This window comes from Paramesorhizobium leguminum, from assembly GCF_003217235.1.
GTDB lineage: Bacteria > Pseudomonadota > Alphaproteobacteria > Rhizobiales > Rhizobiaceae > Paramesorhizobium > Paramesorhizobium leguminum.
In genome coordinates, this window is the sequence record NZ_QJTF01000015.1 from 45,381 (window position 1) to 60,556 (window position 15,176).

At 60.6% G+C, this 15,176-nt stretch carries 12 protein-coding genes; 8 read left to right on the top strand and 4 right to left on the bottom strand.

What is annotated here, in order from left to right; all coding sequences use genetic code 11:
* Positions 1-72 precede the first annotated feature (72 nt).
* Positions 73-1,272 carry a hypothetical protein gene (locus C7477_RS12875; protein WP_110752751.1) on the top strand — a complete coding sequence of 400 codons (1,200 nt, stop codon included), beginning with the start codon at positions 73-75 and terminating at the stop codon, positions 1,270-1,272.
* A gap of 264 nt (positions 1,273-1,536) precedes the next feature.
* Here C7477_RS12875 and aspS read toward each other — a convergent pair whose 3' ends face one another.
* Entirely contained in the window at positions 1,537-3,381 is a 1,845-nt protein-coding gene (gene aspS / locus C7477_RS12880; RefSeq protein WP_110752851.1) for an aspartate--tRNA ligase, read from the bottom strand.
* Between the two features lie 211 nt (positions 3,382-3,592).
* Between aspS and rnd the strand changes: the two genes are divergently transcribed.
* The 3 genes from rnd (at position 3,593) to C7477_RS12895 (ending at position 6,504) form a co-directional block, all read left to right on the top strand.
* Positions 3,593-4,750 (top strand): ribonuclease D, encoded by a 1,158-nt coding sequence (gene rnd, locus C7477_RS12885; RefSeq protein ID WP_110752753.1) that lies wholly within the window; start codon positions 3,593-3,595, stop codon positions 4,748-4,750.
* A 198-nt stretch (positions 4,751-4,948) separates the two neighbouring features.
* Complete coding sequence (locus C7477_RS12890) at positions 4,949-5,509, top strand: isochorismatase family protein (RefSeq protein WP_110752755.1); 561 nt, start codon at positions 4,949-4,951, stop codon at positions 5,507-5,509.
* Between the two features lie 2 nt (positions 5,510-5,511).
* A complete protein-coding gene (locus C7477_RS12895; RefSeq protein ID WP_110752757.1) occupies positions 5,512-6,504 on the top strand; it encodes a GlxA family transcriptional regulator in 993 nt (330 codons plus the stop codon).
* Here the strand turns inward: C7477_RS12895 and C7477_RS12900 are convergent.
* The 3 genes from C7477_RS12900 to C7477_RS12910 all read right to left on the bottom strand — a co-directional run bounded on the left by C7477_RS12900 (position 6,462) and on the right by C7477_RS12910 (position 11,121).
* On the bottom strand, positions 6,462-7,340 hold the full coding sequence (locus C7477_RS12900) for a CPBP family intramembrane glutamic endopeptidase (RefSeq protein ID WP_110752759.1): 879 nt from the start codon (positions 7,338-7,340) through the stop codon (positions 6,462-6,464). The genes C7477_RS12895 and C7477_RS12900 overlap by 43 nt on opposite strands.
* 83 nt (positions 7,341-7,423) lie before the next feature.
* Positions 7,424-8,941, bottom strand: coding sequence for an exopolyphosphatase (gene ppx, locus C7477_RS12905; RefSeq protein WP_110752761.1), 1,518 nt, complete (start codon positions 8,939-8,941; stop codon positions 7,424-7,426).
* Complete coding sequence (locus C7477_RS12910) at positions 8,938-11,121, bottom strand: RNA degradosome polyphosphate kinase (RefSeq protein WP_342633278.1); 2,184 nt, start codon at positions 11,119-11,121, stop codon at positions 8,938-8,940. The genes ppx and C7477_RS12910 overlap by 4 nt, the downstream gene beginning before the upstream one ends.
* A 294-nt stretch (positions 11,122-11,415) precedes the next feature.
* Here C7477_RS12910 and C7477_RS12915 point away from each other — a divergent pair, with 294 nt between their 5' ends.
* From C7477_RS12915 to C7477_RS12935, 4 genes are all read left to right on the top strand, one after another.
* Entirely contained in the window at positions 11,416-12,243 is an 828-nt protein-coding gene (locus C7477_RS12915) for an HlyD family secretion protein (RefSeq protein WP_245411829.1), read from the top strand.
* Between the two features lie 8 nt (positions 12,244-12,251).
* Complete coding sequence (locus tag C7477_RS12920; protein WP_110752765.1) at positions 12,252-13,328, top strand: FUSC family protein; 1,077 nt, start codon at positions 12,252-12,254, stop codon at positions 13,326-13,328.
* A gap of 129 nt (positions 13,329-13,457) precedes the next feature.
* Positions 13,458-13,703 carry a zinc-finger domain-containing protein gene (locus C7477_RS12925; protein WP_110752767.1) on the top strand — a complete coding sequence of 82 codons (246 nt, stop codon included), beginning with the start codon at positions 13,458-13,460 and terminating at the stop codon, positions 13,701-13,703.
* Between the two features lie 213 nt (positions 13,704-13,916).
* The gene (locus C7477_RS12935; protein ID WP_181418412.1) at positions 13,917-15,137 is read left to right on the top strand and encodes an FAD-dependent monooxygenase; all 1,221 of its coding nucleotides are present in this window, start codon (positions 13,917-13,919) and stop codon (positions 15,135-15,137) included.
* The last annotated feature ends 39 nt before the right edge of the window (positions 15,138-15,176 follow it).

The window sequence follows — 15,176 nt, forward strand, 5'->3', positions numbered from 1 at the left end:
CCGCATATTCGTAATCCATCTGAACTGGAAACCAATTCTGATTCCAGGCCCATCCAATAACGAGGAATTCCAATGCCCGTCACACCTGAGCTGAAATCAACGGCGCGCACCTTGATGGCGGCATCAGCGCTGTCGCTGCTGATGGCCGGATCAGCCTTCGCGTTCGACGGCAATGCCGTAGCGGAACGCATGAAGGAAGACTATGCGGCGCAAGGCGGACAGCTTGATTATCAGAGCGTGGAAACCCAAGGCTCGACGGTGATCCTGAAGAATTCATCCGTGACGATGCCCGGCGCCAAGAAAGAAGAAAAGCCCTTCGATCTGGGCGACATCACGCTCAACGACGTTACGGACGCCGCCGATGGGGGCTACGATATCGGGCGGGCAAGCGTGCCGAACATGAATTTCCCGATGGCAGGAATGAGCATGTCGGCAAAAGGCGTGGAGATGGACAAGCTGCATCTTGCTCCCAAGGTTTCGACTGATCCGCTCGCCAACTTCCTTTATTATCAAAAGGCCAAGATCGATGAGATAGCAATCACGGAGGATGGCAAGCAGATCGCCACGTTCAAGGATATCGTGACCACCGCCTCTCCCTACAAGGCAGGCAGCCCTATCGATTATAGCTGGGACGTGGCCAAGGTCGATATTGATGTGAGCGCGGCCAAGCCATCGGAAATGACCAAGACGATCGAGGCGCTGGGCTACAAACAAATCACCGGCAATATCGTCTCTAAGGGAAGTTGGTCACCGGACGGGCGCCTCAAGCTTGATAAGTTCGATCTCACCATGGATCAGGGCGGCAAACTCGGCATGACGTTCGATATCGGCGGCTATACGCTCGATTTCATCAAGGAGACGCAGGAAGCGCAGGCGGCGCTCGCGGTAAACCAAGATAAAAACACCGGGCACCTGGCAATGCTCGGCCTCATCCAGCAATTGACGGTCAATGGCGCGTCCATCCGCTTCGATGACGTGTCGCTCACCGGCAAGGTTCTGGATTATTACGCCAAGAAGCAGGGTTCGGATCGCTCGACCATAGTCAACCAGACGAAGGCGGTGCTGCCATTCCTCGCGGGGCAATTGAAGAACGCCGCCTTCGCAAGTCAGGTGACGCAGGCGGTTGGCGCCTATCTCGACAACCCGAAGTCGCTGGAAATCCGTGCCGTGCCATCTTCTCCGGTTCCGGTTGCAGTGTTGATGGCGACTGGCACGGCCCAGCCGGAACGGCTGCCTGATGTGCTGGGCGTGACGGTGACAGCGAACAAGTAGGACGAGGAACTTCATCATCCTCGCCTTTGGCGGAAGCGCCCTGCCTGCTTTAGCGCCCTCCTTCCCCCTTGCGGGGAAGGAGCCCGCGTTAGCGGGCGGATGGGGGTGGTGACGTATGCGCCACGGTCTTCAGCAGAGACGCAAACGTCACTACCCCCACCCGACCCTTCGGGCCACCCTCCCCGCAAGGGGGAGGGAAGGGCGCGAGCCTTTCTCCGGCAGGGCAGAGAAGACTGTCCAGCCGGCACTTTCAAATAATAGGCCCTACCCTTCCTTCTTCACCGGGTTCAACCGGATATGCAGATCGCGCAACTGCGCAGGCCCCACTTCGGACGGCGCGCCCATGAGAAGATCCAGCGCCTGCTGGTTCATCGGGAAGAGCGAGATTTCGCGCAAATTCTTCGCGCCGACGAGCAGCATGATGATGCGGTCGATGCCGGCGGCCATGCCGCCATGGGGCGGCGCGCCATACTGGAATGCGCGGTAGAGGCCGCCGAAGCGCTCTTCCACGTCGCTCTGAGTCAAACCGACCTTCTCGAACGCCTTGATCATCACTTCCGGAAGCTGGTTGCGAATGCCGCCGGAGGCGAGTTCATAACCGTTGCAGACGAGATCGTACTGATAGGCCTTGATCTCCAGCGGGTCCATGTTCTCAAGCGCTTCCATCCCGCCCTGCGGCATGGAGAACGGGTTGTGGCCGAATTCGATCTTCTTGTTGTCCTCATCCCATTCGTAGAACGGGAAGTCGATAATCCACGCCAGCTCAAAACGGTCGCGGTCGACGAGGTTCAGTTCCTCGCCCGCGCGGGTGCGGGCCTCGCCTGCGAATTTGTAGAACTTCGCGGGCTGACCGGCGACGAAGAAGCAGGCGTCGCCCGCTGCCAACCCCAGCTGTTGGCGAATTGCTTCGGTGCGCTCCTCGCCGATATTTTTAGCAACGGGGCCAGACCCTACAATCTTCCTAGCTCCGCCAGAAAGTATCATAGTTCCGCTAAGCGTGCCCGAATCCAGTGTGCCATCTTCTTCCTTCCAGAAGATGTAACCCAGGCCCGGCTGCCCCTGTCCTTGCGCCCATGAATTCATGCGGTCGCAGAAGGCGCGCGAGCCGCCGGTCTTGGCGGGAATCGCCCAGACTTCGACCTTGGGGTCGCCCGCGATCATGTTGGCGAAGACCTTGAAGCCGGAGCCGGCGAAATGGTCCGTTACCGCTTCCATGACGATGGGGTTGCGCAGGTCCGGCTTGTCGGAGCCGTATTTGCGGATGGCTTCGTCATAGGGGATGCGCGGGAAGTTTTGCGTCACCGGCTTGCCTTCGGCGAATTCCTCGAAAATGCCGCGCATGACCGGCTCCATCGTCTCCCAGATTTCCTCCTGGGTGACGAAGCTCATTTCGAGGTCGAGCTGGTAGAACTCGCCCGGCAGGCGGTCGGCGCGCGGGTCCTCGTCGCGGAAGCAGGGCGCGATCTGGAAATAGCGGTCGAAGCCGGCGACCATCAGAAGCTGCTTATATTGCTGCGGCGCCTGCGGCAGGGCGTAAAACTTGCCTTCATGAATGCGGCTCGGCACGAGGAAGTCGCGCGCGCCTTCGGGCGAGGAGGCCGTCAGGATCGGCGTTGAGAACTCGTTGAAGCCGATCTCGGCCATGCGCCGGCGCATGGCGGCGATGATCTTCGTGCGGCTCATGATGTTCTTGTGCAGCGTGTCGCGGCGCAAATCGAGGAAGCGGTATTTCAGGCGGATGTCTTCCGGATAATCCGGCTCGCCGAACACCGGCAGCGGCAACTCCTTGGCGGCGGCAAGGACTTCGATTTTGGTCGCGAAGATTTCCACTTCGCCGGTCGGCAGACCGGCGTTGACCGTATCCGCCGTGCGCGCCTTGACCTCGCCATCGACGCGGATCACCCATTCGCTGCGGACGGTTTCGGCGATCTTGAACGCCGGCGAATCGGGATCGACCACGATCTGCGTCAGGCCGTAATGGTCACGCATATCGATGAAGAGAATCCCGCCATGGTCGCGGACGCGATGGACCCAGCCGGACAGGCGGACGGTGGAACCGACGTCCGACTTGCGAAGAGCCGCGCAGGTATGGCTGCGGTAAGGATGCATGATGTCTGCCTCGAAATATGGAAACGGAGCGCTAGGCGCAGCACGGAAAATTTGGGCGGAAAAGCGCATTTTGGCTTGGTTTTGTCAAGGCACAAAGGGAATAGGGGAGTAGGGGAATAAGGGAGTAGGCCCTATCGATTATTCCTTGATAACAGGCATACTCCCCTATTCCCCTATTCCCCTATTCCCCTATTCCCCTTATAGAAAACCCATGAACCTTATAACGACGACACAGGGCCTCGAAGAGGCCGTTTCCGCCCTTTCGAAATCCGATTTCGTCACCATCGATACCGAATTCATTCGGGAAACGACCTTCTGGCCGGAACTATGCGTCATCCAGCTGGCCTCGCCCGACCATACGGCGCTGATCGATGCGCTGGCGCCGGAACTCGATCTTGCGCCCTTTTTCGCGCTGATGGCCAATGAAAAGGTGATGAAAGTTTTCCATGCCGCGCGGCAGGATATCGAGATCATCTTTCATTTGGGCAATCTCATTCCGCATCCGGTGTTCGATACGCAAGTTGCCGCCATGGTGTGCGGCTTCGGCGATGCCATCTCCTATGACCAGCTCGTCAACCGAATCACGGGTACGAACCTCGACAAATCCTCCCGCTTCACCGATTGGCGGCAACGCCCGCTTTCGCAGAAGCAGCTCGAATATGCGCTCGCTGATGTCACCCATCTGCGCGACGTTTACCTTCACCTCAAGGCGCTGCTTGAAAAGGAAGGCCGCGCTGATTGGGTGAACGAGGAAATGGATATCCTCACCGCGCAGGAAACCTACGACCTTCACCCCGACGACGCATGGAAACGCCTGAAATCGCGTTTGCGCAAGCCGCAGGAACTCGCTGTGATGCGGGCCGTGGCGGCTTGGCGGGAACGCGAGGCGCGCGAGCGCAACGTGCCGCGCGGCCGGGTGATCAAGGATGATACGATCTATGAAATCGCCCAGCAGCAACCGGTGGACGCCGAGGCGCTGGGGCGGCTTCGCACGATTCCAAAAGGCTGGGAGCGCTCGGGCCAGGCGGCTGGACTGATCGCCGCCGTCAACGCGGCGCTGGCGATACCCAAGGAAGAGATGCCGCGGCTGCCAAAGCAATCGCATTCGCCGGAAGGCGCGGGCGCCGCGGCTGATTTGCTCAAGGTGCTCCTGAAGCTCGTCACCGAGGAATACGGCGTCGCGGCCAAGATCGTCGCCAATTCCGACGACATCGACAAAATCGCCGCCGAGGGCGAAAAGGCCGACGTGCCCGCGCTGCATGGCTGGCGCCGCGAGGTCTTTGGTGACAAGGCGCTGAAGCTGATCGATGGCGAGATCGGGATAAAGTTCGAGAACCGGCGGATTGTGGCGGTTGAGTTAGGGCAGTAGGGCAGTAGGGCAGTAGGGCAGTAGGGGAAAAGCGTCTCCCGGCAGGCGATGTCAATAATCGAACATACTGCCTTATTGCCCTACTGCCCTACTCCCTTAGTTGGCGTGAATTGTCCCCTATCGGTCCTAAACCGGCATTTCTCCCCAGCAGAACTTGTTTAAAACTCAATCCAGATCAACCATCTGGAGATGACAAAAATGTCCGCTGATACCGCTTTGATCGTAATCGACGCGCAGGAATCCTTCCGCCATCGGCCTTACTTCCACGAGGACGGCGTGGCGGCCTATGTGGAGCGCCAGCAGGCGCTGGTTGATGGGGCGAAGGCGCAAGGAATTCCGGTCGTGCAGATCTTTCATGTCGAGGACCAAGGCCCGTTCTCCGAAGCGTCCGGCTTCGTGACAACGCTGGCGCCGCTTCATATCGAGCCCGATGCGGTCTTCAGGAAGCGGCGGCATAGCGCGCTGGTCGGCTCCGGCCTCGATGTCTGGCTTATCAGGAACGGCATCAGGCGCGTGATCATTTCCGGTATCCGCACCGAACAGTGCTGCGAGACGACGACCCGCCACGCCTCCGACCTGGGCTTCGCCGTCGATTATGTCGGCGAGGCGATGCTGACCTTCCGCATGACCGATGCGACGGGCCGTGTCTGGGAACCTGCGGAGATCCGCGCCCGCACGGAGCTGGTGCTCAGTGGCCGGTTCGCACGGATCGCCACGGCGGACGAGGCCCTGGCATTGCCGCGACGGGCGGCGGCGTAGCAATGAGCGAGCGGAGGATCATCCCGGTTTTCGTGGTGGTGCCTCCGCGCGCGTTGCTGCTCGACATCGCCGGGCCTATGGAAGTGCTGCGCAAGACAAATCTTGAGCAGCAGGCCATAGGCTTCGACGTCACCTATATCGGCCCCTCCCCGCGTATCGGCAGTTCGATCGGGCTTGAACTCAGCGGCATCGCGCCCTTGCCGGAAACACTGCCGGACGATGCGCTGGTCATCATCTCCGGGGCGGCTGATGAACCGCTGGGTTCCCTCCTCCGCGATGTTGCGGAGGAAAGGCAGCAAGAGGCGGAGATCGTCGGCTGGCTCAGGCGCTGTGTCCGGCCCGGAATAAAGCTCGTCACGATCTGCTCCGGCGCGCTGCTCGCGGCACGCGCGGGCCTGCTGGATGGCCATGAGTGCACCACGCACCATGCAACCATCGCTGAATTGAAGCGCATTGCGCCATTGGCATCCGTGCGTGAAAACCGGCTTTATGTGGAACATGCCGACCGGATGACCAGCGCCGGAATCACCGCCGGTATCGACCTGATGCTCTATATCGTGGCGCGGGAGGCCGGACACGCCGTCGCGCTTGCCGTCGCCCGTTATCTGGTTGTCTATCTCAGGCGCAGCGGCGGCGATCCGCAGTTCTCGCCTTGGCTGGAAGGCCGCAATCACATTCACCCGGCGATCCACCGGGCGCAGGATGCCATTGCGGCGGACCCGGCAAGGGATTGGTCCGTGACGGCATTGGCTGACATCACCGCAACCAGCCCGCGCAATCTATCGCGCCTGTTCAACGAGCACACTGGCATGAGCGTCACCGACTATGTGAACAATTTGCGCATCGCTCTTGCCCAGGAGTTGGTGAAAGGCTCGCGGCTCGACATGGAAAGCGTGGCCGAAAAGGCAGGCTTTGCCTCAACGCGGCAATTCCGGCGCGCCTGGAACCGCATTCACGACGCCCCGCCATCACGGAGCCGTGGCGCATCCGCGTGAGCATCGCCCTCGAAATATTTCGGCAGAAGCCAAAGGCGTTTCCAGACAAAGAAAGCGATCAAAAGGACTGTATTGATCATGGCGCTGCAGATCATAGGGGCCTGATCCGCATATGCGCCTAGCCAGGCTAGCGATGCTGTCGGCTGGAGAGCGAAGAAACTGCCAGCCTGCAAGGGATTGGCAAGGGCATCATAAAGCGCATGAAAACCGACGGGGACCCAGATATTTCTATAATATACGAACATATATCCCAGAATAATTCCGCCGACCGCTGCATCGAAAACACCCGGAAGGCCAAATTCTGAAATATGTACCAGGCCGAAGATTGTTGAGGAACCTGATATGGCGAGGTGAACGTTGAAGTTTCTCGCCAGGCGGTCCAGCATATAGCCGCGAAAAATGAATTCCTCCTTCGGCGCGTTGAAAATCTGTCCAACAAGCCAGGCAAAAACAATGCTCACCGCCCCGCAGTAGCTGACGACCGGGCTCTTAAGGTCGATCAAGCCGATTGCATGGTATATCAAAAGAGCGCATGTCGTGCAGATAATTGCGAAAGCGCCGCCTTTCAGTAGGCCATACGGGCTTTCCTGCAGAAAAAAGGCAGCCTTCCAGTTTTGCCGCTCCAGCACTATCGTAAAGAAGATATAGATGACGAGGCAGAACAGAAAAGATTGAATCCGGCTCATCAGGATCGGATAGCCCGTCAGGCTATCCAGATATTGAAAAAATGCCGGACTCTCGATGCGAATATGCGGCGGCAGCGCATAAGGCTGCAAATACGTAAAGAGCAGATAGAACGCGACTACGCCAAGCAACGCCTTGATTTTTTCGCGCATCTTACAACCCTCTCGTTGCAGATATTCACGGCATAGTGCGGATAAACTGAAGCGGGCGCAAGAAGGCCGGAGCGGCGGTCGGGTTATTCCCCAACCGCCAGATGCAATTCCTTGCCCACCAGCTTCGCCAGATGCTGCAACCGCGCTTCCGGGCGTTCGGCCACCAGATCGGCGTGGTTCTTCGGCACCACGAGCTCGAGGCCGCCGTTTTCCATCGCGCGCCAAGTGAGATGCGGGATCACACCCGGCATCGAAGCGGACAGGAGATAGACGACACGCAGGAGGGCGCCGAGCAGCTTTGCCCGCTCGCGGAGCCTGGGCGTGGCAAGGCGCAGGATTTCGGGCGCCACGGCATCGTCCACTACTCCCTCATGACGGAAGTAGTTGGCGAGCGCCATGTAGGAGCGTCCGGGGTGATCGATACCGCCGAATGAGCCGTGTGCTATGAGATTGAGCGCCTGCGATCCGCGATAATCCGGATGCGCCCGCCAGCTGATATCGGCAAGCAGGCAAGCGGCCCTGCGATAACGCGCCTCATCTTCCGTTTCATCGAAACCCAGCGCCGCGAAGGCCTTCTCAGTCCAATCCGCAAGCTCATGGGCATGGCGCGGCGACCGGGCGCGCAAGATTGCGGTCTCTTCGGCTGCGGCGAGCAGCGGATCGACCCGCTGTTCCTGCTTAGACAGGAGCGAGTAGAGATATCCCTCGCGCACGCCAAGCGCCGAAAAGACGATCTTGCCCGGCTTCATCCGGCTTATGGTTTCCAGAAGCACGATCGCGCCGTAGGAAAGCAGTTGCCGGCGGTTCTTCGACACCGCCTCGATGCCGGGCATATGATCGACATCGCCCTTGGCGACGCGTTGCAGGAAGTTTTGCGCCTCCTTCGGGTCCATCTCGTAAGCGTGCATGATATGCAGCGGATAGTTATTGACGCTCATATGCAGCTTGGCGAGATTTCGCCATGTGCCGCCGACCGCATAGAAGATGCGCCCCTCGCCCTCATTCAGGAGCTTTGCCCGGTCAAGTTCGGCACGGGCGATTTTCGCCGCTTCCGCCAGCTTGCCGTTGGAAAGGTCCTGCAGGCGCAGGCCGCCGAGCGGCAAGGTGATGCCATCGCCTATGGTGTGGCCGCGCACATCCACCAGTTCCAGGCTGCCGCCGCCGAGATCGCCGGCGATGCCATCGGGATTGTGAAAGCCGGAGATGATGCCCAGCGCGGAATAATAGGCCTCTTCCTTGCCTGACAGCACCTGAATGTGCTCGCCCAGCACCGCCTCCGCTTCCGCGATAAAAGCGGGGCCGTTCTCCGCCTCGCGCGCGGCGGCTGTGGCGATCGCATGGATCGATGTGGCGCCGGCCTGCTCGGCCAGCGCCCGGAACCGGCGCAACGCGCGCAACGCGCTATCGACGGATTTGTCGTTGAGGCGTCCGGTCTTGGCCAAGCCTTTGCCCAGACCGGACAGAATCTTCTCATTGAAAAGCACCGTCGGGGAGCGGACGACGCCTTCATAGACAACCAGACGCACCGAGTTCGAGCCGATATCGATGACCGCGATCGGCTGGCGCCCTTTCAGGCGCCCTTGAGCCAGGGGAAGACTCATGCGGTGCGGTTTCTCTCGGCGCGGGCGCGCTTGCGATGCGCTATCAGGCGCGGCGCGGATGATTTCAGCGATTTGCCGCGCCCCGAAAGGCTTGGATTGGTCATGAAGTATTCCTGCGCGTTGAAGGCTTCTTCTCCCTCCGCAGGTTTTATCCGGCGCGAGGTACCATCGGCAAGTAGTTCGTAGCTTTGCTGATTGTCAATGACATTGGCGAGCATGATCTGTGAAAGCACCTGCTGATGCACCGTCGCGTTGGTGATCGGCACCAGCGTTTCCACCCGGCGATCGAGATTGCGCGGCATCATGTCGGCGGAGCCGATATAAAGGATGGCCTTTTCCGAGGGCAGGCCATGGCCGTTGCCGAAGCAGAAAATGCGGCTGTGCTCGAGGAAGCGCCCGACGATGGATTTGGCGCGGATGTTATCGGACAGTCCGGGAACCTGCGGCCTCAGGCAGCATATGCCGCGCACCACCAGATCGACCTCCACGCCGCCCATGCTGGCGCGGTAGAGCGCATCGATGATCTGCGGATCGACAAGCGAATTCATCTTCATCCAGATGGCGGCGGGGCGGCCGGCCTTCGCGTGGGCGATTTCATCATCGATGTGCTTGAGAATGCGGTCGCGCAGCGTCAGCGGCGAGACAGCGAGGCTCATCTCGCCATCGGGCTGGGCATAGCCGGTGATGAAATTGAAGAGGTGCGCGACATCGCGCGCGATAACCGGATCGCTCGTGAAGAAGGAGAGATCGGTATAGATGCGCGCGGTGATGGGGTGATAATTGCCGGTGCCGAGATGGACATAAGTGCGTAGCCGCGAATCCTCGCGGCGGACGACCAGAGACATCTTGGCATGGGTCTTCAATTCGAGAAAGCCGAAGACGACCTGAACGCCGGCGCGCTCCAGATCGCGCGCCCAGCGGATATTCGCCTCTTCATCGAAGCGGGCCTTCAATTCCACCAGCGCCGTTACCGATTTTCCGGCTTCCGCCGCGTCCACCAGCGCGCGGACGATGGGGCTGTCGTTGGAGGTTCTGTAGAGCGTCTGCTTGATCGCCAGCACATCCGGGTCAGCCGCCGCCTGACGCAGGAACTGCACCACCACGTCGAAAGATTCGTAGGGATGGTGGACCACGATGTCCTTTTCGCGAATCGCCGCGAAACAATCGCCGCCATGCTCGCGAATGCGCTCGGGAAATCGGGGATTGTAAGGGACGAATTTCAAATCCGCGCGTGGAACGGCTACAATTTCCGAGATCATGTTGAGCGCGAGCAGGCCCTTCAAGACGCTGATGCGGTTTTCCGGCACGGCGAGTTCAGTCGCCACGAAAAGCCGCAGCGATTCCGGCATTTCACTGTCGAACTCGATGCGGATGACCTGACCGCGACGACGGCGCTTCAACGCGCTTTCGAACAGGCGCACCAGATCTTCCGCCTCTTCCTCCACCTCGATATCGCTGTCTCTGATAATGCGGAACGTGCCCGCGCCCTTCACCACATAACCGGGGAAGAGCCTGCCGATGAAGAGGCTCACCGCATCCTCCAGCGAGATGAACCGCGAGCGGCCATTCTCCTGCGGAAGGTGGATAAAGCGCTTGAGCGCGATGGGCAGGCGCAGAAGCGCCGTCATCGGCTGGTTGTCGGCACGGCGCGCCAGCTGCAGCGCAATGGTGAAGCCGAGATTCGGGATGAACGGGAACGGATGGGCCGGATCGATGGAGAGCGGCGTCAGGATCGGGAAGATCGTTTCGAGGAAATGGCCTTCGAGCCAGCTTCTCTCCTCCGCGCTCAGCGCATCCGGCTTGACGATCTCGATCTTTTCGCGGGAAAGCTCGCCAAGCAGGATGTGCAGGTTTTCCTGTTGCGCCGCCTGAAGCTTGCCGACCTCCTCCAGAACGAAATCGAGCTGCTCCTGCGGCGTGCGCCCGTCGGAGCTGCGGTTGGCGATGCCGGCGCGCACCTGCCCCGCGAGGCCGGCGATACGCACCATGAAGAACTCGTCGAGATTGGCCGCCGAAATGGAGAGAAAGCGCAGGCGCTCCAGCAGCGGCTGCTTCTCATTGCCCGCCTCTTCCAGAACACGGCGATTGAACTGCAGCCAGGAAAATTCGCGATTGACGAAACGGTCCGGGCTTTCCAGCAAGGAAGGCTCCCCCGGCGCGGCGGCGGCTTCCGCCTCGATCCTTACCGCGGATTCTTCAACTATCGTCGTGTTCGCTTCGTTCATCTCATCCACTCTCCGTTCCGTCCGGCCCTGCCCGAACCGACCCGGAACTTATGAAAGTCTTATGACAGTTTGATAGCACGGGGGCCATGAAATCGCATTCGATATCGAAATTTCCGCAATATCCCGGATTCATCGAGCCTTATGGCTGGCGGCGATGAAATAGCTGTAAAACACAATAACACACTGAACTTTTAAAAGTATTTATGCGAAATAGGGGATGCTATCCTTGTTTCAATGAATTAAAAAGCCATGGCCACCAGCAATAATGCAGCATCCGGCAAGAAACCCGCACGATCCGGCGGAGCGCGATATGCCCGTGCCACGTGGGTTGCGGGCATTTTGCTGATGGGTATCGCGCTCTACACTATCGTCGGCCATTTCATCGCCTATACGGGGGATGCCTTCGTCCAGTCCGATCTCGTGGCGGTTGCGCCGGAAGTTTCTGGCGTGGTCCAGTCGGTCGATGTGCAGGACAATCAGAGGGTAACGCCGGGTACGCTCCTCGCAACCATCAATCCTGCGCCGTATCAACTCGCCGTCGATCTCAAGCTCAAGCAGTTGGCCGGCATCGAGGCAGCGCAGGGGACGTCGAACAGGGGGCGGACTGCCGCGACGGAAGCGACTTTGGCGCAGGTCCGGGCCGAACTGGCGATTGCGCAGTATTCCCTTGCGCGGACCCGCCTCACCGCGCCGGTTTCCGGCTATGTCAACAATCTCACCGTGCGGCCCGGCGCATATGCCAGCGCGGCCAAGCCGCTCATCGGCATCATCGATGATAGCCGGTGGCGCATCGTCGCCAATTTCAAGGAGGATGTCGCAGCCTCCGTACCCGCCGGTACGCGCGTCTGGGTATGGCTCGACGCCGACCCCTGGCGACTTCTGCCGGGCCGGGTGCAGGGGGTGGCGCGCGGCATCGCCCGTGACCAGGCGCCGGAGGCTCTTCTGCCCTATGTCGCGCCGACGACCGGCTGGATCAGGCTTCGCCGGCGCCTGCCCGTCACCATCGTGCTCGACCCCGGAGTGCGGACGAGCGGTCTTTTCATGGGCGCCGACGCCCGCGTGCTCTTCTTCCGCTGAGAGCCTCCATGCTGGATTTCATCGAGCGCCTCCTCGCCAGTCTTGAAGCGGAATGGCGCGCGCTGTCGTTTTCGATCGCGCATGCGCATGTGCATACGGCTATCAGGGGAACGCTGGCGGCGCTCCTAGCCATTCTGCTCGCCCTGTGGCTGCGCCTCGACAATCCCTGGTGGGCGGGGATTACCGCGCTTGTCATCGGCCAAAGCGATGTTGCAGCGACGCTCGCGCGCAGTCTCGACCGGGCGCTTGGCACCATTATCGGCGCCTTTGCCGGCTATGCAGGGGCGGCGCTCGTTGCTCACCATTTCATGTTCGAACTCACCTGCGCGGCGGCGACGGCGGTCTCCCTTTATGGCTTCGAGCGCGCACGGCACGGCTATGCGTTTCTGCTCGGTGGTGTCACGACCCTGGTGATCATGTTCGGCTCGCTGAACACGCCGGACGCTGCCATCGACTTTGCCGTTTATCGCACGCTGGAGATTCTCGTCGGCATACTGGCCGGCTGCCTCGTCGATTATGTCCTCGCGGAGCGAGCGCCACAAGGGACGGAGCGCGACGCCAGGCCCGGTCTTTTCGCCCGGCCCCTCGATCGCAACCTTGCGACCAATGCGATCAGCGGCGGTATTGCCATCGCCGCCATCCCATCCATCTGGGAAAGCCTGCAACTGCCGGCCCTCGGGCAGACGCCGATCACCGCCGTCATCATCCTGATTTCCATGCAGAGCGGGCCGCACTGGAAGGCAGCTACCCGCGCATTTGGATGTCTGCTTGGCGCGGCCTATGGCCTTCTGGCCATGAAGGTTGCCGCCGACGCCATGCTGCCCTGGCTGGTTCTGATGGGCACAGGCTTGTTCATCAGCGCGCAAGTTCACCATCGCGGCGGCGAGGCATCCTATGTCGGGCTGCAGGCGGGCGTCGCCATCATCATGGCGATGGTTCAGGGAATGGGCCCCTCGCCCGATATTCTGCCTGCCATCGACCGTCTGGCCGGCATCTTCGGCGGCATCGTTGTGGTCGCCATCACGCAGCCTTTGCTTGCGCCGCTGGTGCGCCGGGCGCTTGGGTGGAATGGAACCAAGGCTTGAAATGTCTTGTCAGGCTTGAAATATGGGGCGATTTGATCCAAACGTTTCCGCAAAAGGATCAACCGCGGTAAACGTCAAGCCGATCATTGCTTTACCCGCATGATCATGCTGTAGCATCTGGAGCGCCTCATGTCCGATCATCCCATCCCGCATTTCCACAATGATGTCGGCCATGAAGCCATCGAAATCGGTGTGCATGAATTCATGTGCGTGGGCGCCAATCCGCCCTTCGACCATCCGCATGTCTATCTCGACATGGGCGAGGATGACGAGTTGGTCTGTCCCTATTGCTCGACGCTTTACAAGTATAATGCCAGCCTGCATGGGGTGGAGACCAAGCCCGCCGGTTGTCTCTATGTGATGACGAGCGATTGAGGCGGTTCCTGTTTTGACGGAAGCGCGAGGCAGTACCCCCCTCTGCCCTGCCGGGCATCTCCCCCTCAAGGGGGGAGATTGGCTGATACGGCCCTTGCCGCTCACCCTTCAAGGCTTGCGATTGGTGCCGAACGCCGATGAGAGCGTAATCCCCCCCCTTGAGGGGGAGATGGCTGGCAAGCCAGAGGGGGGTACTGTCCCGCCAGCACTTCAATGAAAGACGCCAAGCACATCATCGTAGCAGGCGCGGGCGTCGCGGGGCTGACAGCCGCGCTGGCATTCGCGATGAAGGGTTTCTCCGTCGCGATCTTCGACAAGACGCGTGAGCTTTCCGAAGTCGGCGCGGGCTTGCAGCTTGCGCCCAATGCCACCCGTCTGCTTGCCCGCCTTGGCGTTCTCGACCGGCTTATCCCGCAGGCGGTCACGCCGGATGCGCTTTATCTGATCGACGGGGCGAAGGGCAGGCCCCTCACCCGCATGGGCCTTGGGGGGGCGGAAGCGCGCTGGAATGCCCCCTACCTCGCCTGCCACCGGGCCGATCTGCAAGCGGCACTCATCGCCGCTGTCAATGAACACGCAAACATAACGCTCAGGCTCGGCGCGAATGTCATCTCTCATAGCGCCGGAGAGAATGGCGTGACGGTGCGGATCAATGCGGGAGACCGCATCGAGGAACATCAGGCCAAGCTGCTCATCGCCTGCGACGGCGTATGGTCGGCGCGGCGCGCGGCGGCGGAGCTTCGGCAAAGCGCTGCCTTCACCGGCCATATCGCATGGCGAGCGAGCCTGGCCACCGAGGCCCTCCCGCAAGAATTCCTGGCGGTTCTGCCGGATACGAACAGCGTTTCGGCCTGGCTTGGACGCGGGGCGCATTTCATCGCCTACCCTGTAAAGGCCGGAAAATCCTTCAATTTCGTCGCGGTCACCAAGGGCAGCGATCCCGGCCGCGAATGGTCAGCCAAAGGAGACAGCATCAAGCTTGCGGTCGCCTTTTCCGGCTGGCACCCTGCCATCCACGCCGTCATCCGGGCGGCAGCCGAACAATGGACTCATTGGCCGCTGTTTGAGATGCGCTCATCCCGCTTCATCATTGATGAGCGTACGATCCTTCTTGGCGATGCCGCGCACGCCATGACGCCCTTCGCGGCGCAAGGCGCGGCGATGGCGATAGAAGACGCCTGCGCGCTAGCGGCGGCTCTAACGGTTGAAGAAGCGGACTGGCCGGCGGCGCTTGCCCGCTTCGATGAAGAGCGGACCAAGCGCATCGCCCGCGTGGCGCGGCGCGGATCGTGGAACCGCTTCGCCTATCACACCGCCGGACCATTGGCGCTGGGGCGGAACATGCTGCTGCGTGCGAGATCGCCGGAGCGGTTTCTGGCGGATCTGGATTGGTTGTATGGGTATGACGGGACGGGGTTTGGCGAGGCCGCTTGAAATAGTCGCGAAGACGATGTATATACTCTTGTATATGCA